18 protein-coding genes are annotated in these 20676 nt (G+C 36.5%); 11 read left to right on the top strand and 7 right to left on the bottom strand.

Annotated features, from left to right (window positions below; genetic code table 11):
* Positions 1 to 74: 74 nt before the first annotated feature.
* The 6 genes from msrP to FNN08_RS08105 all read left to right on the top strand — a co-directional run bounded on the left by msrP (position 75) and on the right by FNN08_RS08105 (position 7357).
* On the top strand, positions 75 to 1079 hold the full coding sequence (gene msrP / locus FNN08_RS08130; RefSeq protein ID WP_143584425.1) for a protein-methionine-sulfoxide reductase catalytic subunit MsrP: 1005 nt from the start codon (positions 75 to 77) through the stop codon (positions 1077 to 1079).
* A gap of 309 nt (positions 1080 to 1388) precedes the next feature.
* Positions 1389 to 3461: a winged helix-turn-helix domain-containing protein gene (locus FNN08_RS08125; protein ID WP_143584422.1), complete on the top strand. Its 2073-nt coding sequence runs from the start codon at positions 1389 to 1391 to the stop codon at positions 3459 to 3461.
* 105 nt (positions 3462 to 3566) lie between these two features.
* Positions 3567 to 4166, top strand: a complete 600-nt coding sequence (gene msrQ, locus FNN08_RS08120) for a protein-methionine-sulfoxide reductase heme-binding subunit MsrQ (RefSeq protein WP_143584419.1) — start codon at positions 3567 to 3569, stop codon at positions 4164 to 4166.
* A 44-nt stretch (positions 4167 to 4210) separates the two neighbouring features.
* Positions 4211 to 5059, top strand: a complete 849-nt coding sequence (locus FNN08_RS08115) for an RluA family pseudouridine synthase (protein WP_143584416.1) — start codon at positions 4211 to 4213, stop codon at positions 5057 to 5059.
* Between the two features lie 3 nt (positions 5060 to 5062).
* The gene (locus tag FNN08_RS08110) at positions 5063 to 6697 is read left to right on the top strand and encodes a thiamine pyrophosphate-binding protein (protein WP_143584413.1); all 1635 of its coding nucleotides are present in this window, start codon (positions 5063 to 5065) and stop codon (positions 6695 to 6697) included.
* Between the two features lie 48 nt (positions 6698 to 6745).
* On the top strand, positions 6746 to 7357 hold the full coding sequence (locus tag FNN08_RS08105) for a fumarylacetoacetate hydrolase family protein (RefSeq protein WP_143584410.1): 612 nt from the start codon (positions 6746 to 6748) through the stop codon (positions 7355 to 7357).
* 36 nt (positions 7358 to 7393) lie between these two features.
* Here FNN08_RS08105 and FNN08_RS08100 read toward each other — a convergent pair whose 3' ends face one another.
* The 3 genes from FNN08_RS08100 to FNN08_RS08090 form a co-directional block, all read right to left on the bottom strand.
* Positions 7394 to 7729 carry a stress response translation initiation inhibitor YciH gene (locus FNN08_RS08100; RefSeq protein ID WP_143584407.1) on the bottom strand — a complete coding sequence of 112 codons (336 nt, stop codon included), beginning with the start codon at positions 7727 to 7729 and terminating at the stop codon, positions 7394 to 7396.
* 136 nt (positions 7730 to 7865) lie between these two features.
* On the bottom strand, positions 7866 to 8792 hold the full coding sequence (locus tag FNN08_RS08095) for an electron transfer flavoprotein subunit alpha/FixB family protein (RefSeq protein WP_143584404.1): 927 nt from the start codon (positions 8790 to 8792) through the stop codon (positions 7866 to 7868).
* Positions 8792 to 9541 (bottom strand): electron transfer flavoprotein subunit beta/FixA family protein, encoded by a 750-nt coding sequence (locus FNN08_RS08090; protein ID WP_143584401.1) that lies wholly within the window; start codon positions 9539 to 9541, stop codon positions 8792 to 8794. The genes FNN08_RS08095 and FNN08_RS08090 overlap by 1 nt, the downstream gene beginning before the upstream one ends.
* Before the next feature lie 350 nt (positions 9542 to 9891).
* Here FNN08_RS08090 and FNN08_RS08085 point away from each other — a divergent pair, with 350 nt between their 5' ends.
* The 3 genes from FNN08_RS08085 to FNN08_RS16340 all read left to right on the top strand — a co-directional run bounded on the left by FNN08_RS08085 (position 9892) and on the right by FNN08_RS16340 (position 12057).
* Positions 9892 to 11526 carry an electron transfer flavoprotein-ubiquinone oxidoreductase gene (locus FNN08_RS08085; RefSeq protein ID WP_221931780.1) on the top strand — a complete coding sequence of 545 codons (1635 nt, stop codon included), beginning with the start codon at positions 9892 to 9894 and terminating at the stop codon, positions 11524 to 11526.
* A 204-nt stretch (positions 11527 to 11730) separates the two neighbouring features.
* Positions 11731 to 11901 carry a hypothetical protein gene (locus FNN08_RS16345; protein WP_185962594.1) on the top strand — a complete coding sequence of 57 codons (171 nt, stop codon included), beginning with the start codon at positions 11731 to 11733 and terminating at the stop codon, positions 11899 to 11901.
* Positions 11902 to 11904: 3 nt separating this feature from the next.
* The gene (locus FNN08_RS16340; protein ID WP_185962593.1) at positions 11905 to 12057 is read left to right on the top strand and encodes a hypothetical protein; all 153 of its coding nucleotides are present in this window, start codon (positions 11905 to 11907) and stop codon (positions 12055 to 12057) included.
* 19 nt (positions 12058 to 12076) lie between these two features.
* On the opposite strand, the gene pdxH is transcribed toward FNN08_RS16340, so the two are convergent.
* Positions 12077 to 12730 (bottom strand): pyridoxamine 5'-phosphate oxidase, encoded by a 654-nt coding sequence (pdxH, locus tag FNN08_RS08080; protein ID WP_143584395.1) that lies wholly within the window; start codon positions 12728 to 12730, stop codon positions 12077 to 12079.
* Positions 12731 to 12948: 218 nt separating this feature from the next.
* Here pdxH and FNN08_RS16510 point away from each other — a divergent pair, with 218 nt between their 5' ends.
* Both FNN08_RS16510 and FNN08_RS08075 read left to right on the top strand, forming a co-directional pair.
* The gene (locus FNN08_RS16510; protein WP_260679289.1) at positions 12949 to 13083 is read left to right on the top strand and encodes a hypothetical protein; all 135 of its coding nucleotides are present in this window, start codon (positions 12949 to 12951) and stop codon (positions 13081 to 13083) included.
* Between the two features lie 403 nt (positions 13084 to 13486).
* A complete protein-coding gene (locus tag FNN08_RS08075) occupies positions 13487 to 16273 on the top strand; it encodes a M16 family metallopeptidase (RefSeq protein ID WP_143584392.1) in 2787 nt (928 codons plus the stop codon).
* An 81-nt stretch (positions 16274 to 16354) separates the two neighbouring features.
* Here FNN08_RS08075 and FNN08_RS08070 read toward each other — a convergent pair whose 3' ends face one another.
* Genes FNN08_RS08070 through FNN08_RS08060 form a run of 3 tightly spaced genes read right to left on the bottom strand, consistent with a single transcriptional unit; the run spans position 16355 to position 20621 of the window.
* Complete coding sequence (locus FNN08_RS08070; RefSeq protein ID WP_143584390.1) at positions 16355 to 17590, bottom strand: hypothetical protein; 1236 nt, start codon at positions 17588 to 17590, stop codon at positions 16355 to 16357.
* Entirely contained in the window at positions 17547 to 19943 is a 2397-nt protein-coding gene (locus FNN08_RS08065) for an EAL domain-containing protein (RefSeq protein WP_143584387.1), read from the bottom strand. Before FNN08_RS08065 ends, FNN08_RS08070 begins: the two co-directional genes overlap by 44 nt.
* Before the next feature lie 12 nt (positions 19944 to 19955).
* Positions 19956 to 20621, bottom strand: coding sequence for a hypothetical protein (locus tag FNN08_RS08060; RefSeq protein WP_143584384.1), 666 nt, complete (start codon positions 20619 to 20621; stop codon positions 19956 to 19958).
* Positions 20622 to 20676: the final 55 nt, after the last annotated feature.

The raw sequence follows: 20676 nt of genomic DNA, 5'->3' as shown, positions 1-20676 counted from the left end.
TTTTGAAATTTTTTTAAACTATTTACTGTCTGATAGAGTATGTTTATTAAATACACTGAAACACTAGGTAGGCTATGTTGATTAAAATAAAGCGTAATAACGAGTTAACCGAAAATGATGTAACTGACGAAAGCGTATATAAAGAACGCCGTAAGTTACTTAAAGGTTTAGGCTTTGCTGGCGCATCTACCTTATTAGCTGGTACAGGTTTAAGTTTAAATGCGCTTGCTAAAGACAGTGATAGTAGCTTTAAAACAACACCGTTAAAGTTTACTAAAACGAATGCCAAACAAATTACAGATAAGCTTACACCTGAAGCTAAAGTGATCAGTCATAATAACTTTTATGAATTTGGTGCTAAAAAAGATCAACCTATTGAATATGCCAAAAACTTTAAGGTAGACCCATGGCAATTAAAAATAACTGGCGAGGTTAATAAGCCATTTACTTTAGATTATGAGCAACTATTTAGCTCGTTCGAATTGGAAGAACGCATTTATCGACTGCGCTGTGTTGAAGCTTGGTCTATGGTTATACCTTGGCTAGGTTTTCGTTTAGCCGATTTAATTAAAAAAGCTGAGCCAAATTCTGATGCCAAATATGTGAAATTTAAAACTTTGTACGATCCTAAACAAATGCCTGGTCAATCAAACCGATATTTAGGTGGAGGTATAAATTATCCTTATGTTGAAGGATTACGCCTTGATGAAGCGATGAATGATTTATCGTTTTTATCGGTAGGCTTGTATGGTAAAACACTGCCAGCACAAAATGGCGCGCCAATTCGTTTAGTTACCCCGTGGAAGTATGGCTTTAAAAGCATTAAGTCAATTGTTGAAATTGAGTTGGTTACTCGTAAACCAAAAACTACCTGGAATAAATTAGCACCTAACGAATATGGCTTTTATGCCAATGTAAACCCAAACGTTGATCACCCTCGTTGGTCACAAGCGAGTGAGAGAAGAATTACAAGTGGAGGTTTATTTGCTCGTAATAGAATAGAAACACAAATGTTTAATGGATACGCAGAGCAGGTAGCTGAACTCTATAAAAATATGAACTTAAAAAGATATTATTGATTTATATTTGTAATGTTTCTATTGGCGTTTAACACTTTCGCTTATTTATCAAACTAAATTTGTTTGTAAAATGTCTTGATATTTCTGATAGGAAATAAAACGATACATTTTAATAAGTTATTTATTTTTTAGCATAAATAATAAAAAATCATCACTTCTATAAATCATCTAATTATCTTATAATCGAATAGCGCAAGAGTGATAAGTAAAAAAAAACACTGGCTTTGATTTTAGATATTTATTTAATCTAAATAATATTGTAATAAACAAATTAGAAAAACATTTAATAATAAATAGGCGACTTCTTTAATGATCGATGTAGCATTTCGAAAATATTCAATCGGGCGTTGGAGCATTGATTGTACTCGAATGACAATTTCTTCGGAACAAGAAACAGTTCAGCTCTCAGCCAAAGTATTCGAACTATTAAAGTTATTTATTTTGTCAGACGATCACATTGTCAGTAAAGATGATGCCATTGATAAAATCTGGCTAGGTAATGTTGGCGTAGGTAAAACTGGCTTCCCTAATGCTGTATGGCACTTACGCAAAGTGTTTACAGATTTAGGTGCTGAAAATGACGAAGTATTTGTAACCATTCAAAAAGTTGGTTATCAACTTGTACTTAAGCCTGAGGGGATAAAAGAAGAGGTTGATATTCCTTGGGTAAGTAAAAAAATATCGCCATTAAAACTTAGTGCAATTATTATTTCTTTGCTTATCGCTATTATAATTTATATTCCTTATATGAGCTCCCCTCCAACTGCTTTGCAACCTAAAGTTATTAAGCATATTACTAATTTTGAAGGGGTTGAGAAGCAACCTGCAATTAGTCCTGATGGACAGTTTTTAGCTCTACATTGGCGCCAATCAAGTCGTAAAGGGCAGATATACTTAATTAACTTATTAAATGAAAACGCGCCTATAAGAAAGTTAACCGAAAGTAATTTTGATGAATATGCTCCTGTTTGGTCGCCTGATGGAAAGTCAATTGCCTATGCACGATTAAATGGCGAAGGAATATGCGAAATAAGAACTTTTCAGCTGATCTCAAGAGAAGATAAGTTAATTGATTCTGGTTGTTATTTTAATAATGATGATAAAGTCATTGATTGGAGTTCATCCGGTAAATTGCTTGCATACAACAAAGTCGTTGGTGATAGCACTGCTATTTTTACCTATGAATTTTCTTCAGAAAATATTAAACAAATCACCACCCCTGAAGCTAATTATGAAGATTTATCGGTAAGCTTTATTTACAACGATAAAAAGCTAGCTGTTATTCGCAAACATGCGGTTAGTTCTGAATTACTTACTATTGCAGATTACCAATCAGATAAGCCTGTAGTAGAGCTTATCAAAACTAATGACTTAGCCTTACTTGGTTTTGTTTGGGATAAGTTGAATGAGAAACTGATTCTTACCCAAGCTATGGGCGGCAACTATGCTATCGTTGCTTTAGATTTGAATGATAAGTCGGAAGTTATCTTAGATAAAACGCCTACCCCAGGCAGTTTAACAATTAATCCAAAAACTGATGAGTTAGTATTTACTCGTTACAGTACTAGTGAATATATTGAAGAAGTTTCGATGGAAACAGGACGAACAACCCGTCGTATAGCATCATCATCACGTGATTTATATGGTAGTCATGTCGCTTTTGATGATAGTATTCTGTTCTCATCCAACCGCTCAGGCAGCTGGGAATTATGGCTTAGACAAAAATTTATTTCTAAGCAAATTACTAAAGATATTGGTTCTGTTCTCATTGCTACGGTTTCACCAAGTGGTAACAAATTCGTTGTTATTATGAAAACAGAAGAATACCCCGAGGGTAGGTTTTATCTAGGTACATTGCCAAATGTTACATTTAAACCTATAGCTAATATCGATGTGCAAATTCAAAACCCTAATTGGTCATTAGACGAAGATAGGTTCTATTTTTCAGGCTCTGAAAATGGTAAGTGGGGATTATATGAATATAACCTCACTGCTAATGAAATGAAGCAATTAACTGACTCCGGTGAGGTTTTTGCTGTCGAAGGGGCGAATAATGTCATTTACACCTCTCGATTTAATCAGCGTGGTATTTGGGCCTTTAATAAAACAACTCAACAATTTACTAAGGTTGAAGATAACTTATTAATCAACGATTACGGCAACTACTTCTGGGTAGATAATAATTTTTATTACCTATATAGAGACGACACCAATGATCAAGTCAAACGCTTAAATATAGATGGTGAGGACGAGGTTGTTTATGAATTGCCTGTAAATTCAATTCGCTCTTATTCAGCTCTATCGCCTACAATAGACTCTAAAGTACTTGTGAGCCGTCATGCGATTAATGATGCCGACTTATACTCATTTTCTTTAAAGTAATTATCTAGCGGTAATTTATTGCTGAAATATCCGGTCTTATAAAAATCCATTAAGTAGCTACTTAATGGATTTTATATTGTCTGAGGCTAGAAAAGGTTTAAGTAAATGTTATCTACTAAATATAAGATCTGGTTATTAAAAACATTGATTCACCTTGGCGCTTTGTTGCCCGTTGTTGTGATGTATTATTTAGCGATTAATGATTTACTTAGTGCCGATCCCGTTGAAGATATTATTCATTTTACTGGTATAGGGGCATTAAACTTACTGTTAATTACCCTATGTGTATCCCCGCTAGCTAGATTCTTTAAGTTAGGCTTTTTACTACAAGTTAGACGTTTACTTGGCTTGTACGCTTTTTTTTATGCGCTTTTACACCTTAATAATTTTTTGTTTTTTGAACTGCAATTCGACTTTTCCTTGTTTATCGATGAAATAGTCGATAGGCCTTATATTACTGTGGGCATGCTTGCTTTTGTTTTTATCACCGCTCTTGCTATCACCTCACTTACACTGCTAAGGCGGAAAATGGGCAAAACGTGGCAGAGCCTACACAATTACAACTACGTACTCACAATCCTCGTGTGTATTCATTTCTTTTGGTCTGTTAAATCTGAAATTATCGAGCCTAGTATTTATTTTATAATGTTATTTGTCCTACTTTATCTGCGTAAAGATAAATTCAAACGTTGGCTAAAACGCTAACTTAAGTTACATTGCAGATATTACTAATAAATATCTATAGTTAAATGACACAAACTGCTCACGAGTTTCATGTAAACGTTGAAGACCTGCAATACTCAGTTACAGAGTTATTGGCTGAAGCTTCACCTCTATCAAAGCAAGTAATAAAACAAGCAATGCAAAAGGGTTGTGTTTGGTTGGAGCGAGGAGCTTCTACCCAACGTTTACGCCGCGCAAAAAAGACTCTTAAAATTGGTGATGTATTGCATATGTATTACAACCTTAGTGTTTTAAAGCAAAGTGTTGAAGATGCTATATTAATTGACGATAAAAGCTCATACAGTGTTTGGTATAAGCCATATGGTATGTTATGTCAGGGCTCAAAGTGGAGCGATCACACCACCATTAATCGTTTCGTTGAAACTCACCTTACGCCGCAACGTCCTGCTTTTATCGTCCATCGCCTTGATAAAGCAACCTCTGGCTTAATAGTGTTAGCCCATAGTAAATCTGCGGTGCGCGAACTAACAAATGCATTTGAGCAAAGAAATACTGCGAAAACTTACCAAGCTATTGTTCATGGCGATCATAGTCAAAACTCTCAACCACAGACAATTACCAGGGAAATAGATGGCAAAGCCGCGATAAGTCACATCACTTGTATAGAATATGACTCAGTTAATGATTACTCCTTAGTTGAAGTCGCAATTGAAACCGGCCGTAAACACCAAATAAGAAAGCATTTAGCTAGCATTGGCTTGCCTATTGTTGGCGATAGATTACACGGTGAAGAAGAAGTCAGAGCTACAGGTAAAGATTTACAGTTGTGTGCTATATATTTAAAAATTCCTTGTCCTAATAGTAAAACGGAAAAGGAATATAACCTTCCTAAGCAGTATCAACTTAAGCTATAAAATATGAATCAAGATAAAACGGTAGCAGTACAAGTTATTCAGGCGCTAAAAGAATTAGGTGTGCAATATGTCTTTGGCGTGCCAAGTGGTGCTTGGATTGATTATATGGAAGCTATAAGGGTAACTCCGGGCATTGAGTTCATATTAACTAGTCATGAAGGTGGTGCTGCCTTTATGGCTGAGACAACCGGTCGATTAACTGGCGTACCAGGCGTATGCTTTGGCACCTTTGGTCCTGGTGCTACCAATTTATCTACAGGTGTTGGCTGTGCTTATTTAGATCGGTCGCCAATGATAGTGTTAACGGATGAAATGCCAACGGATAAACGCCATCGTAATATTCAAATGAATATTGATCATCAGGCATTATTTTCGCCTATAACAAAGCAAACGACTCATTTAGAGGTTGGCAAAGTACAGGAAATTATTTTTTCTGCCGCGCATATAGCGCTGACTGGTAAGCAAGGTCCGGTACATATTGGCTTACCACAAGGTATAAGTCATATTAAGACGGACGAGATCTCTCAAGCCCCTTTAGCTAGATTAAAACAGCAAAGAGCAAGTGCCGATGTAATAGAAAGAATGCAGGCGCTATTAAAGCTTTCTAAGTTTCCTATTATTGCGTTAGGTTTACGGGCAAAAGATATCGAAATAACTGTTCGTGATGAATTATTAAATTTTGTTGAAAAGCATAATATTCCTGTTGTACTCACTCCAATGGCAAAAGGCATCATCGATGAATCACACCCTTGCTATGCTGGCGTATTGTTTCATGCGTTAAGTAATGAGGTTGGCAAAACTCACCAGCAAGCTGACCTTGTCATTGCCATTGGTTACGATGAAGTTGAGTTTAACTTTGAGCAGTGGCTACCAAAGGCCCCCTTAATCGGAATTGATATTGAGGCAACTGATATTGATGTTAATGAATATGACTTAGCTTGCGATGTAATAGGCGAAATTAATTTTTCAGTGAAACAACTGTTGCTAGTTAATGACTTAAAAAAAGGGTGGCAGATGGAGCAGTTAATTGCTCGAAAACTAGCCATCTTTAAGCAATTACAGCCACAAAATAACAGCTTTGGTCCTTGTACTGCATTAGATATTTTAAGAAAGCACTTACCCTTAAATGGCATTATGACTAGTGATGTTGGCGCTCACTTACATTTGATTGGGCAAAAGTGGCTAACTCCAGATATTAACCGACAACTTATGACTAACGGTTGGTCCTCGATGGGCTATGCCATTCCATCAGCTATTGCGGCTAAACTTAATTACCCTAATACGCCGGTTTGTGCAGTGATAGGTGATGGTGGCTTTCTAATGACTGTAGGTGAGATTGCTGTTGCCGTCAGAGAAAAATTAAATATTGTTTTTGTCTTGTTTACTGATAACGACTTAGCATTAATTCGCATTAAACAAGAGAAAAAATCTAACCCTATTTATGGAACACAAATTAGAGAGCAGGGCACAATTGGCTGTGATAATTTGTTTGGTGCTAAGGTCATCACCGCCAAAGATAGTATTGAATTTGAATTAGCTCTAGAGCAGGCCTTTGCAAGTGATGGCCCAGTTATTGTTGAGGCGTTATTAGATCCCAAAGAGTATGACTCACTAGTATTAAAAGCAGATAAGCCTTAAAATCTTTATCATTACTAATAAATTACTATTTAAGTACCAACCTGTATTATGAAAACAGTTAATCTTGGCAAGCAATTATTTACTCCAAGCAAAGTAGTCTGTATAGGCAGAAACTATGTTGACCATATTACCGAGTTAGGTAATGAAATCCCTGATGATATGGTGGTGTTTAATAAACCAAATTCGGCCATTTCAAATCAATTACTCTCTTTTCATCAAGAGCAATTGCATTACGAGGGGGAGCTTTGTTTTTTAGTGGCAGCAGGGCAGTTTATCGCTGTTGGCTTTGGCCTTGACTTAACCAAGCGTGGTTTACAGTCAAAACTTAAAAGTAAAGGCTTACCTTGGGAGCGAGCTAAAGCGTTTAATGGCGCTGCAGTTCTAACGGATTTTGTTGCCATTGATGCAATAGATGATTCGTTAGCACTTGAGCTCTGCATTAATGGTAAAGTGGTACAAGCTGGCGGTGTTGAGTTAATGATGTATAAACCTCAAGATATACTGAGGGAGCTTACAACATTTATTGAACTAGAAGATGGTGATGTGGTGATGTCAGGCACGCCGAAAGGGGTTGGCGTAATAAACTCTGGAGATGTGTTTTCAGCTAAAATACTACAAAATAATGAAGTGTTATTAAGCCATCAATGGACGGCTCAATAGTTTTCACAGTGATAAAATGGAACAGGCCATTTAGTCTTAGCCACCAATAAATTTTACTTTAAAGCCGTTTTTTTCTAAAACGGTTTTAATTACATCTCGTTTATCCCCTTGGATCTCAATTATTTCACCAACCACAGTACCGCCAGTACCACAGGTTTGTTTTAACTTTTTAGCTAAAACTTTTAATGCCTTAGCATCAAGACCTAAGCCGGTAATAGTTACCACTCCCTTACCTTTACGGCCTTTAGTTTCACGGCGTACATGAGCAAAACCATCGGAAGGAGTAATCTCCATTTCTGGCTTTTCTTGTTTTACTCTCCCGCCATCGGTTGAATAAACTAGATTTGACAATTGATCTTGTAGTGATGACATACTAATTCCTTAATTAATATCAAGGTGTCAGACACCTTGATACTTTCTGTTGCATTATAATATCAAGAACATCGACACCTTGAAAACAAAAAACCAGTCCGAAGACTGGTTTTAAAGAATTATAATGCCTTAGCTATTATAAAGTGTTTTCTAACTCTGGAAGAGCGTCAAATAAATCAGCAACTAAACCGTAGTCAGCAACTTGGAAGATTGGCGCTTCAGGATCTTTGTTGATTGCAACAATTACCTTAGAGTCTTTCATACCAGCTAAATGTTGGATAGCACCAGAAATACCTACTGCAATGTATAGGTCAGGGGCAACAATTTTACCTGTTTGACCAACTTGCATGTCGTTTGGTACGAAACCAGCATCAACAGCAGCACGTGATGCACCGATAGCTGCGCCAAGTTTGTCAGCGATACCGTTAAGAAGGCTAAAGTTATCACCGTTTTGCATACCGCGACCACCAGAGATAACAACGCTAGCTGCACCTAGGTCTGGGCGTTCTGAAACAGTTAGCTCTGCATTAACAAAGCTTGAAGTACCTGCGTCAGTTACGTTGCTTAGAGCAACAACTTCAGCTGAACCTGTAGTTTCAACAGCATCAAAACCAGTAGCACGAACGGTAATTACTTTAGTTGCATCTAATGATTGAACTGTAGCGATAGCGTTACCTGCGTAGATAGGGCGTACGAATGTGTCTGCACTTTCTACCGCGATGATTTCTGAAATTTGTGCAACATCTAATAAAGCGGCAACGCGAGGCATAAAGTTTTTACCTGTTGTTGAAGCTGTTGATAAAATATGCGTGTAGTCACCAGCAAGTTCAGTTACTAGTAATCCCATATTTTCAGCAAGTTGGTTTTCGTATGCTGCGTTATCCGCAACTAAAACTTTACTTACGCCAGCAGCTTTTGCTGCTTCATCGGCAACGCCCGCACAGTTAGCGCCAGCAACTAAAATATGGATGTCACCACCAATTGCAGCCGCGGCTGCAACAGTTTTTAATGTATCAGCCTTAAGGCTCGCATTGTCATGTTCTGCAATTACTAAAATAGACATTAGATCACCTTCGCTTCATTTTTTAATTTTTCAACTAACTCTTCAATAGACTCAACAATAACACCAGCTTGACGTTCGCTAGGAGGTGTTACTTTAACTAGAGTAGAGCGTGGGCTTAAATCGATTCCAAAATCAGCTGCTACTTTAACATCTAATGGCTTACGTTTAGCTTTCATGATGTTAGGAAGAGACGCGTAACGAGGCTCGTTTAAACGTAAGTCAGTAGTAATGATTGCCGGTAAGTTAAGAGCAACGGTTTGTAAACCGCCATCTACTTCGCGAGTAACATTAACTTTATCGCCTTCAACTTTAACGATTGACGCGAAAGTACCTTGTGGCATGCCTGTTAATGCACCTAACATTTGACCTGTTTGGTTGTTGTCAGAATCAATTGCTTGTTTACCAAGTAGAACAATTTGTGGTTGCTCTTCTTCAACAACTTTTTGTAGAAGTTTAGCTACGTTGATTGAATCTAATGTTAAATCAGTATCGATTTGAATTGCGCGGTCAGCACCAAGTGCTAGCGCAGTACGAAGTTGTTCTTGGCAAGATTTATCGCCAATTGAAACAGCAACGATTTCTGTCGCAACGCCAGCTTCTTTTAAGCGTACGGCTTCTTCAACTGCAATTTCACAAAATGGGTTTATTGCCATCTTAACGTTTGTTAAGTCAACGTTGGTGTTGTCAGGCTTAACACGTACTTTGACGTTATAGTCAATTACGCGTTTAATAGGAACAAGTACTTTCATAGCAACCTCTGTTTGTTGTTCGTACAATTAATTATTGTGTTTTTGTACAATTATCTTCTGTTTATTTGACATTAGTATATTTATTAAGTAAAAATTAAACAAGTGTTTTAATTTGTTGTTTAAAGTTAATACTCAAAATTATTTGTCATCTGGTGCGAAAGATTACTCACTGGGCGTCAAAAGATCAATCACCAATGTGACAGATCAACCAGTTAATTTCACTTTATACTCATAATTGACAATTAATAGAGATTTAACCATAGGTTTGCTCGCCATAAAATGATATAAAGCCAAAATACAAAAAATATAATGAAAACTATTTAAAGGAGATGAGCGTGGAACGTGAATCTATGGAATTTGATGTTGTTATCGTAGGCGCAGGCCCTTCTGGATTATCGACAGCATGTAAATTAATGCAAATGGCACAAGAAAAAGATCAAGAATTAATGGTTTGTGTTGTTGAAAAGGGCTCTGAAGTTGGTGCTCATATTCTTTCAGGTGCTGTTTTAGAACCTCGTTCTTTAAATGAACTATTCCCTGATTGGAAAGAGCGTGGTGCTCCATTAAATACTCCTGTGACTGGCGACGATATTTATTTGTTAAATAATGCAGAAAAGGGCACTAAATTACCTAACTTTGCTGTGCCAAAAACTATGCATAACGATGGCAACTACATTGTTTCAATGGGTAATGTTTGTCGTTGGTTAGCTGAGCAAGCAGAAGGTATGGGAGTTGAGATTTTCCCTGGTTTCCCTGCTCAAAGTACAATTATTGAAGACGGTAAAGTAGCTGGTGTTATTACTGGTGATATGGGCTTAGATGCAGAGGGTAATGAAAAAGATTCATTTATGCCTGGTATGGAGCTGCGCGCTAAATACACTGTATTTGCCGAAGGTTGTCGTGGCCATTTAGGTAAAGAATTAATCAGTCATTTTAATTTAGATGCCGATAAAGCGCCGCAACACTACGGTATTGGTTTTAAAGAAATTTGGGATATTGACCCTGCTTTACATCAAGAAGGCTTAGTTGTTCATAGTGCTGGCTGGCCTTTAGAAAATGATACAACTGGTGGTGGTTATTTATACCATGCCGAGAATAATCAAGTGTTTGTTGGTTTAATCATTGACTTAAACTATTCAAATCCGTATTTAAGTCCGTTTGATGAATTTCAACGCTTAAAACATCATCCTAAGTTTGCTCAATATTTAGAAGGTGGTAAACGTGTATCTTATGGTGCTCGTGCTATTGCTAAAGGTGGCTTTAACTCATTACCAAAAATGACTATGCCTGGCGGTATTATGGTTGGTTGTGATGCTGGTACGATTAACTTTGCTAAAATCAAAGGTAACCATACTGCAATGAAATCTGGCATGTTAGCGGCTGAAACTATCTTTGCAGCATTAAGTGCTGGCGATGAAGGTGGCAATGATTTAACCGCGTACACAGATAACTTTAAAGCATCTTGGTTGTATGACGAGTTATACAATACTCGCAATTTTGGCGCTGCTATGCATAAGCTTGGTACATTCTTGGGTGGTGCATATAATACCGTTGATCAAAACTTCTTTGGTGGCAAATTACCGTTTAACTTTAACGATAACAGTTTTGACCACGAGTCGCTGAAACTAGCAAGTGAATCTAAAGAAATTAACTACCCTAAGCCGGATGGTAAATTAAGTTTTGATAAGCTGTCTTCAGTATTTTTATCAAATACAAACCATGAAGAAGAACAACCTTGCCACTTAAAACTTAAAGATAATAGCATTCCGATTAGCGTTAACTTACCTCAATATGCTGAGCCAGCTCAACGTTATTGTCCAGCCGGTGTTTACGAAGTAGAAGAAACGGAAGAGGGTGATAAGAAGTTTGTTATCAACTCGCAAAACTGTATTCATTGTAAAACTTGTGACATTAAAGACCCTAGTCAAAATATCACTTGGGTAACGCCTGAAGGAACTGGCGGTCCAAACTATCCAAATATGTAGTTTGCCAATATAAACCACAAAATAAAGCGCCAATTGGCGCTTTATTTATTTTTGCTAAAAATAAAAAATCTATTTAATTCAAAAGCTTTAATCATTCCGTAACAAACTACTAACATCAATTACATTTCATTAACGGAAGTTCTTGCCTGCATTGGTTATAAATTAAACACGGTTTAAATTTTATTAATTCAACAGGCGGCAAGTATGACTAAGAATCGATTAACACAACGTATCAATGAGTTAGCTGATAAATTAATTGAAGGCACCAGTAGCGCTGCCGAAGATATGGAGTTTAAAGAGCTTTATAGTTGTTATAAAGAGCAACGTACCTTACTTGCAGAAAATGAATCTGACATTTGTTGTACTCAAAGGTAAGTCATGAATTATCAAAGATTAGCCGAGCTTACTCAAAAGGTGTTAGCTAAAGTTAACACTTTTGAAGAAATGCAGGAATACCAAGAGTTGCATAACGAATTACATAATGTGATCCGTCAGCAACGATGGCAACCTAAAACAGAAACAACAGAGTAATTGTGGGTTTATGTTTCATCTAAGGGTGAAGATTAAATAAATCCCACTGCTCATTATTTTTATCAAAACATAACCTATCGTGTAATCTACTTGCTCTTCCTTGCCAAAATTCTATGTAGTGTGGCTCAACATTAATACCGCCCCAAAACTCTGGTAAGGGTACTTCTTTATTTTTAAATTTTTCTTTATAAAAAGTTTCTCGCTCTTTTAATTCTGAGCTAGTTGTTAATTTTTGACTTTGCTTAGAGGCCCAAGCGCCTATTTGACTACCTCGATCTCTACTATGAAAATAAGCCGCGGATTGTTGTGTTGATGTGCGTTTTACTGTGCCTTCAATCCTGACCTGACGCTGGAGTACTCCCCAATGAAATAATAAAGCAACTTTTGACCCTTCAGGTAATTCTTGTGATTTTCTACTGCCGTAATTGGTATAAAAGACAAAACCATTTTCGTCCCATGATTTAAGCAGAACCATTCTAGATGAAGGTTGGCCATTACTATCACAGCTACTTACCGACATAGATTCAGGTAATAAAATTCCAGATTTATTAGCATCGTCAAACCATAATTTAAATAATTCGAAAGGAGATTTATTTTCAGGGATCTCTGGTAATGGCAGAGCCACTCCTTGTCCAAAAGTAAACAAGCAGCGTAATTTTTCAAGAAGAGTCATAGTGTTTCATTTTTTAAGTAGATATAAAAAATTGTACCATCTAATTTTTTATATCCAAACATAAATGAGTGTATTTGTTGTGTTAAGTCAAATATTACTAGTGTTTAAAATCAACAGCTCTGTTAACAAGAACCTATCATTAACTCTACAAAAGTCTAACAGTGCCAGTGTTTTATCTATGTTATAAAATTAAAAAACTATAAAAATAGCAAAATACAATGAACGAACTCTCACAACAAAAATTACGCTTAGAAGAATTAGCTACCAAACTTATTGAAGGTGTTAGCACTTTTGAAGAAGATATGGAATTTAAACATTTATATTCATTACTCTTATCTCAAGAAAATAAATAGCATTACTCTTAAAGCTGCTTTATTGATTATGTTTAATTAACTTACATCAAACGTTACACTTTTTACCAAGCTTTTCCTCTTGTTTATTTACTAGACTGTTTTTAAATTAGGCCAAGTTAAATTCATCTAATAGTTTTATAATCCCTTTTGTTTCATTGGGTTAGTTGAATGACTTGGCTTAGCTTGGATTTACATAATTATAAATTTGATAATTAATAAATGCCATTTAATAAAAATTTGAGAAAAACAGCATATACGTAAGATCGAAAATTAGGTAATGTCTGTGCATATTAAAATGTGGCTATACTAATTATTCTAACTGATTAAATCAGTAGTTATTGCTAAGCGTATCCGCATTAACCTTAAAAAGTTAACACTATAAAATTAAAATAAAGGATTTCGAATGAAATTTATTAAACCAACTTTGATTGGCTTGTCAGTTGCTCTTGCATTAAACCTTGGTGGTTGTGCCACCGCGACTGATTCAACATCACCAACAGCCGCGAAAGTACAAAGTAGTCCATTAACCTACGTTAGATCGGTAGAAGGTATTGAAGAATATTCCTTAGAAAATGGTTTAAAAGTTTTATTATATCCTGACGCTTCTCAGCCTAAAACTTTAGTCAACATTACGTATCGTGTCGGCTCTATTAATGAATATTATGGCGAAACAGGCATGGCGCATTTACTTGAGCATATGTTGTTTAAAGGCTCAACAAACTATAAAGACATTGATAAAGAATTTAAAAAGCGTGGCATGGGTACGAATGCTACTACTTGGTTGGATAGAACTAATTACTTTGAAGTTTTTGATGCTAACGAAGAGTCTTTAGCCTGGGCTATTGGCATGGAAGCTGATCGAATGATGAATGCAACATTCACTGAAGAAGAATTACAAAGTGAAATGACCGTCGTTCGTAATGAGATGGAGCGTAACGAAACTAACGAATTTCGTATGCTTATGAGCCGTATGAGCTCTATGGCTTTTTTATGGCATAACTATGGTAATTCAACTATTGGTGCTCGCTCAGATGTTGAAAACTTCCCATTTGAAAAGCTACGTGCATTTTACAAGAAGCATTACCGCCCAGATAATGCAGTAATTACAATTGCTGGTCGTTTTAACAAAGAAGATACGATTAAAAATATTGAGAAAGAGTTCGGCTCAATAGCAAAACCTGCTACACCAATTGAAGCGTTATACACGGTTGAACCAGTGCAAGATGGTGAGCGTGAAGTGAATATTCGCCGTGTAGGTGATTTACCTTATATCGGCCTAAGTTATCATGCCCCATCGGGTTTGCATGCTGATGCAGCAGCATTAACTTTATTAGAAAATATTCTAGGTGATGCAACTCGTGGTCGTCTACAAAAACAATTAGTTGAAACTGAACTCGCGACAGCGGCTAATAATTTTTCATTCTTACTTAAAGATAGCTCACAATTTTTATTCCTAGCGCAAGGTAGTAAAGATGGCGATATTAAAAAGCTTGAAGATAAATTAATTGAGATTGCAGAGAGCATTAAAGAACACCCTATTACTGAAGCTGAACTTAAATCGGCTAAATTAACTCTAGCGACGCAAGCTGAAAAGTCTATGCGTAATGTAACAGGCGTTGGTATGGAGCTTTCTGAGTATATTGCTAAAGGCGATTACCGCCACGCTTTCTACTTTAGAGATGTCGTAGCAGATACTACTTTAGAGCAAGTACAAGCAGCAGCGGAAAAGTACTTAGTACGTAGTAACCGCACATTAGGTCGTTTTATTCCAACAGAAAAACCTGTACGCGCAGAGATACCTTCAGCTCCAGATTTAACAGAATTACTAAAAGACTATAAAGGTAAAGAAGTTGCATCAGCTGGTGAAGTGTATGACAACACTGTAACTAATATCAAAAAGCGTTTAGTTAAACTCGATTGGGCAGAGGGCACTAAGGTAAATGTTTACCCTAAAATACTTCGTGGTGAGCAAATTATCATGAATATGCACTTCCCTTCAGGTACAGCTGAAACATTAACGAACAAAGCAACAGCACTTTCATTTGCAGGCTCTTTAATTAAGCTAGGTAATGATAAATACAGTAAAGAAGATATTGCGACTCGTTTAGATGAGTTAAAAACGTCTATTTCAGTATCAACATCAGCCGGTTCAACTAATATCTCGCTTAAAACTGATAAAACCAATATGCCAGCTGCGGTTACTTTCTTAGGTGAGCTATTAGCAAACCCTACATTCCCTGAAAGTGAATTAGAAATAATGAAGCGTTCAAGTGTTGCTCGTATTGAAAGTCAGCGTAATGATCCAAGTGCAATTGCATCAAACAGCTTCCGTAAAAGCTTATACAACTACCCTGCAGGGCACCCAAAAGCTTATGTTGAATTAGACCAAGCTATTGCCAATGTGAATGCGGTTACTGTTGCCGATATTAAAGCTGTTTATAATAGCCATTTTAATATTAACAATGGCCATATCGCTGTTGTTGGTGATGTGAAAGCGGCAGATGTATCTGAGCAATTACACACTGTATTAAAGCCATATGTTAACAACACGCCTTATCAGCACCTTGGCACTGACTATAAAGATCTTAAAGGCGCTTTAGTTAGTACTGAAACACCTGATAAAGCAAATTCACAACTTTATGTGATTAATCCAATCGAGATGAATGTTAAGCATGAAGATTATTTAGCCTTAACTATTGCTAATAAAATCTTTGGTGGTAGTGCATTCTCTTCACGCATCGGTTCACGTATTCGTGTTAAAGAAGGTTTTAGCTACTCAGTTGGCTCAGGTATGAATGTAAACACACTTGATACTCAAGGTTTATTCTATGCTTACGCTATTGCAGCTCCTGAAAATATGGAAGGTGTTATTGCTGCCTTTAATGAAGAAGTTCAAAAGGTAGTAGCCGAAGGCTTTACTGCTGAAGAGCTGGATCTCTCAACTAACGGATTTATTAATGACCGTAATCGCTCTTGGGCTAGTGATGCAACGGTAAATACTGTTATTATGGGTGCAAGTAAGAAGAAAGAAGATTTAGCATTTTATGACGAGCAAATTGAACAAGTTAAGGCTCTTACATTAGAAGATGTAAATAATGCCTTTAACAAATACATTGGCTCTATGGAGTTTAACGTATTTAAAGCGGGTGACTTTGCTAAAATAGCTGCACAAGAAAAAGCGACTAAATAATTATTTAAGCGTTTAACATTAAAAAGCCGACTTATTATTAAGTCGGCTTTTTTATTTATCATGTCCCGTCCTGAAATAGGTTTACCAATAATATTTAGCGGCAAGTTGATATTGCTGCTCAGTTAAAGATATATCTTGGTTACTATATGCTCGTGCAGGGCGATCGCTATTGAGCCAGTTATACTCCGCTTGCAGGAATATATTACGGTTAAAACGATATTGATAACTTAAAGTGATACTTTTGCCATACTCATTATTATCATCATCAGGAGTTAGGTCATTATCGGTGACTGAGAATTCCTCTATACGAGCTGTATATCGATGTGACTTATGTTTATGGGTTAATAGCGCAAAACCACTTTGAAAATCGTTATCTACAACAGGCATTCCCCATGGTGAGGTCATCAAGGTATCACCTGTTAAAAACTGGCTGATAAATGTGGTCTTAGGCGTAAGTTTATAATGTAAGCCCGCGTGTGAAAAAGTAGTTTCCCAAACATACTGACCGTTTTTAAATACTTTTGTATCGGCATTATTATCGTAATGGCCAAGCCTTAACTTTACTTGGTTATTCCACTGCCATTCTATACTTCCTTCAAACCCGTAGCGATGATCTAATTCGATAAACGGATCTGTTTCTGCTGCTTGATGTTTTAACCAACCGCCAAATCTTGCTTTTACTGGTGGTACGGGTAGCCTTTCATGCCAAAGAGTTTGACGGCTAGACTGAGTCCAGCCTCGCCATGAAAGAAGAGTACCGGTGGTATCATTATTTTTATAAACTGAAGTGGTAAGACTTAGGTTATGCTTCGATTGCCTAAACTTGCCCAAAAAATCCAAGGTAAATTCTAAACCTGTGTGTTTTAGCTCTTCTCCAATCCAATTATTGATTGTTGAATAAGTAAGGGTGTAAGGGGATGTCCAACCGGTAGCATTATTTTCAAATGATATTTTCGGGTAGATGAAACCTGCACGGCTAGAAAAACGTACTCCTGAAGAGGAAGGTATACCTTGATACTTTAAACTTGCTTCACTTATACCAATAGAATCGTCTATGCCATCAAGGTAGCCAATAGCGACAACATTAATTGACAATGGCGCGTCAAAATCTAAGTGATAATTTATTACTGCTTGGCTGAGGGTAAGGCTTGTTCCGTGATCAAAGCGATATTTACCATAATTACCATTTACATGAGTATTTAAACCATCGACTTGGCTTACTCGTGTATCTATTAGCCCTCTAACTTTGTGCTCTGCAGAAATACTTACATTACTAACTAAGTAAGTTATCAGCAGTGACAGTGCCTTTTTCTTCATTATGATCTATCTTTGTATTTTTTATTGTCGTAGATGAATATTTTGAATGTTGTAACCAATGGCTGAACTCGTTTGCAGGCAATGGTCTACTTATATAATAGCCTTGTGCTTTTTCACAGCCTTGTTGCACTAGCCATTGCAGGGTCACTTTATCTTCTACCCCTTCAGCAACCACTTGTAGCCCAAGCTGGTGAGCAAGTTGAATGGTCGAGCTTACAATTAATTGGTCTACTTTTTGTAGCGTTAATTTTTGAATAAAACAACGGTCAATTTTTAACTCTTGTACTGATAAATTACGCAATTGGGCAAGTGATGAGTAACCGGTACCGTAATCATCAATGGATAAATAAATTCCTTCAGCTCTAAGCATGCTGATATTGTCAACGGCTCTCGAATTATGGTCAACAAAGGCATCTTCGGTTATTTCAAACGTAATCGATTTATAAAGCTCATCGGCACCACAGAGCTTTTCAATTAAACGCTCACAAAAATCATCATCTAATAAGTTTTCAGGAGAAATGTTTACAGCAATCTTTAAATTTAACCCTTGCGACTGCCAATAAATAAACTGTTCTATCGCTTCGTTTATTACCCATAAACTTAAGGCTTTCATTTGCCCAGTTTGTTCCGCTATTTGAATAAAAGCATCAGGGGTGATCAAACCATTAACCGGGTGTTGCCAACGCACTAAAGCTTCTACTTCTTCGACTGAATTATTTGTAAGATTCAATTTTGGTTGATAAAACAGGGTAAACTCGCCTTTTTCTATGGCTTGTTTTAAGCGATTAACTAACTGTAATCGATCAAGAGTATTCAAATCTATTTGTCGGTCATACAATTGATACAGCTGATTGTTGCGTTTTGCTAATTGCATAGCAGAGTCAACTTCTTTTAAAAGTTGGTTTGCTTGTGGCCAATCTTCGTTAAAGGTAACACCGATATTAACCTGTAAATGTAGAGCAATATTTTGGTATAAGAAGTTTGGCTCAATCACTTTACTTATCAATGAGATAGCATCGTTAGTATGCTTTTTTAGATGGTTATCAAATCTAACCAAAAAGCCATTGCCGGAAGTATGATAAAGAGGTTTGTTTAATATTTTTAAACGTTTAGCAAGCTCTTGCAGTACTTCATCACCGACATCATGACCTAAGGTATCATTTATTTGTGCTAAGCGGCGGATGTTAATTTGACATAAAATAAAAGGTTGATCTAAACCGTGCATATCACGATAAAATTGGTTGCGATTTGGTAGCTGCGTTAGGTTATCAAGAAATGCTTGCTGCGTTATTTCTTTTTCCCTTGATTGGATTGCCAATTGCATGTCGCCAAACTGATCGGCTAATTGATTTAGCTCTTTGGTACTACCAACATAGATGTCACTTTCGTAATTACCTTTGGCAATATTTTTACTGAGCTTAACTAAACGGCGAAGGGGCTTGGTTACACCACTTGCTATTGAATATGCCCCGAGTAATGAAATAACTAAGGTGATCAAAATCATCAACAATAGTTGAATACTGTCTTGTTTAATCGCAGCGATTAAACTTGATCTTAGTTGATAGGTCGTTGCTACGATTTGTTGATGACCAAGCTTCCCTAAGGTGTAATTGCTAAATATAAAAGCATCGCCATCAGCAGCTTCTAAAGGTGAGAATTCATTTAATTGATGTTTTTCTAAAATATGCTCAGCAGAGATGTCTTTTAGAGCTAGCCATTGCCAATTCGATTTTTCAACTGCGCCAAAACCAACGCTAAAGCCAGTAAGCTTAGCAAGATCGCTAGCTAACTTATCATTGAGAGAGTAACCAAAAGCGATATGACCAATAAGTAAATCACCGCTGGTTATTGGAGCGACCACAAGTTGAAATATATTGCCGGCTTCTTCGTAATAAACATTCTGTGATTCGCCGCTAAGCCATTCAGGGTTAGAAAACTTAGCGTTAATGTTCTCGCCAGGAGTCACTCGTTTTATTTCTACATTTGGGTCTTTTACCAGTAACTCGGCTAATATAATTTCTTCTTTATTGATGGCAATAGCAATATCGGCATCAATACGTTTACGATGATTATTAAGGGCAATGAGTAAACTTCTAGTATCTTCTAATAATACCTGCTTTAAGCCATAGTCCTTAGCTGCAGTTTCAGCAAAGGCTGTTAAATAGTAACTACGTTTTGTTAATTCATTTTTTAATAGAGTTTCAGCTTGCGATAATTGTGAATTGAGTTGTTGCTCTTCTAATCGCTCATTCGAATATTGGGTGGTATAAAATGATACGCCTTGTACTGCGAGCAATAGCAATATGAAAAAGAAAAAAATTCGATTTTTTAGGCTACTTTCTTGTAGTTTCATACCATAAGTCCTTTATTCATAACCTTCGATAAAATCAAATTCATTTGAATCTTTTTGCAATGGTGGAACCCCTTGAGGCTCTTTTAGTTGTACTACAGATACATCTTTTGTTCTATCCACATTTATTTCTATATCGTTATCAAGTTCGGATAATTGCGGATGATAAACTTTCAACATTAAATCCATTGCAGGTAATTCTGAAAAAACAACCTTACCATCATCATCTGTTAAGCCGTACAGAGGGGTTTCTACTACAAGTAAATGCCCAGCCATCCAGTCATGTATATTACAACCCATGGCAACTGTAGTTTGTTTAGCAAAATTGATATCGGATTTTTTCTCGCCACTACGTAGCTTAAAGTCAAAGCTATTATCCTTATCTACAGAATAAATGTGATGCGTTATGTCATCTTTATTATCAAATATAATAGAATTTTTTTTGCTAGTGACAGCTAGATAAGGCGTGAATTTTTTATCTTGCTGGCTAATAATTGTTTTATTGGAGAGAGTTTTATCTGCGTTTAACCACAATTTATTTAGTTTGGATTCATCTACAGGAGTTAAATACACAGCAATACCTGATACTGGTTTTCCTAAAGTATCAACTATTTTGAACTCTGCAGCGAGAGCAGATAACGATAGTGTGCATGAAAAAATAAATGCAAAAAACTTAATCAAATTAAGCCCCATTATTCTTATTATTCGAGTTATTTTACTTATCACTACCTACAAT

This window comes from Thalassomonas sp. M1454, assembly GCF_007097525.1.
Taxonomy (GTDB): Bacteria; Pseudomonadota; Gammaproteobacteria; order Enterobacterales; family Alteromonadaceae; genus Thalassotalea_A.
Note: the sequence above shows the minus strand (reverse complement) of the source record. Positions and strands in the feature narration are given on the sequence as shown.

Coding starts and splice junctions, on each gene's coding strand:
- msrP (WP_143584425.1), top strand. CDS start 75: ATGTTGATTAAAATAAAGCGTAATAACGAGTTAACCGAAAATGATGTA.
- FNN08_RS08125 (WP_143584422.1), top strand. CDS start 1,389: ATGATCGATGTAGCATTTCGAAAATATTCAATCGGGCGTTGGAGCATT.
- msrQ (WP_143584419.1), top strand. CDS start 3,567: ATGTTATCTACTAAATATAAGATCTGGTTATTAAAAACATTGATTCAC.
- FNN08_RS08115 (WP_143584416.1), top strand. CDS start 4,211: ATGACACAAACTGCTCACGAGTTTCATGTAAACGTTGAAGACCTGCAA.
- FNN08_RS08110 (WP_143584413.1), top strand. CDS start 5,063: ATGAATCAAGATAAAACGGTAGCAGTACAAGTTATTCAGGCGCTAAAA.
- FNN08_RS08105 (WP_143584410.1), top strand. CDS start 6,746: ATGAAAACAGTTAATCTTGGCAAGCAATTATTTACTCCAAGCAAAGTA.
- FNN08_RS08100 (WP_143584407.1), bottom strand. CDS start 7,729: ATGTCATCACTACAAGATCAATTGTCAAATCTAGTTTATTCAACCGAT.
- FNN08_RS08095 (WP_143584404.1), bottom strand. CDS start 8,792: ATGTCTATTTTAGTAATTGCAGAACATGACAATGCGAGCCTTAAGGCT.
- FNN08_RS08090 (WP_143584401.1), bottom strand. CDS start 9,541: ATGAAAGTACTTGTTCCTATTAAACGCGTAATTGACTATAACGTCAAA.
- FNN08_RS08085 (WP_221931780.1), top strand. CDS start 9,892: ATGGAATTTGATGTTGTTATCGTAGGCGCAGGCCCTTCTGGATTATCG.
- FNN08_RS16345 (WP_185962594.1), top strand. CDS start 11,731: ATGACTAAGAATCGATTAACACAACGTATCAATGAGTTAGCTGATAAA.
- FNN08_RS16340 (WP_185962593.1), top strand. CDS start 11,905: ATGAATTATCAAAGATTAGCCGAGCTTACTCAAAAGGTGTTAGCTAAA.
- pdxH (WP_143584395.1), bottom strand. CDS start 12,730: ATGACTCTTCTTGAAAAATTACGCTGCTTGTTTACTTTTGGACAAGGA.
- FNN08_RS16510 (WP_260679289.1), top strand. CDS start 12,949: ATGAACGAACTCTCACAACAAAAATTACGCTTAGAAGAATTAGCTACC.
- FNN08_RS08075 (WP_143584392.1), top strand. CDS start 13,487: ATGAAATTTATTAAACCAACTTTGATTGGCTTGTCAGTTGCTCTTGCA.
- FNN08_RS08070 (WP_143584390.1), bottom strand. CDS start 17,590: ATGAAGAAAAAGGCACTGTCACTGCTGATAACTTACTTAGTTAGTAAT.
- FNN08_RS08065 (WP_143584387.1), bottom strand. CDS start 19,943: ATGAAACTACAAGAAAGTAGCCTAAAAAATCGAATTTTTTTCTTTTTC.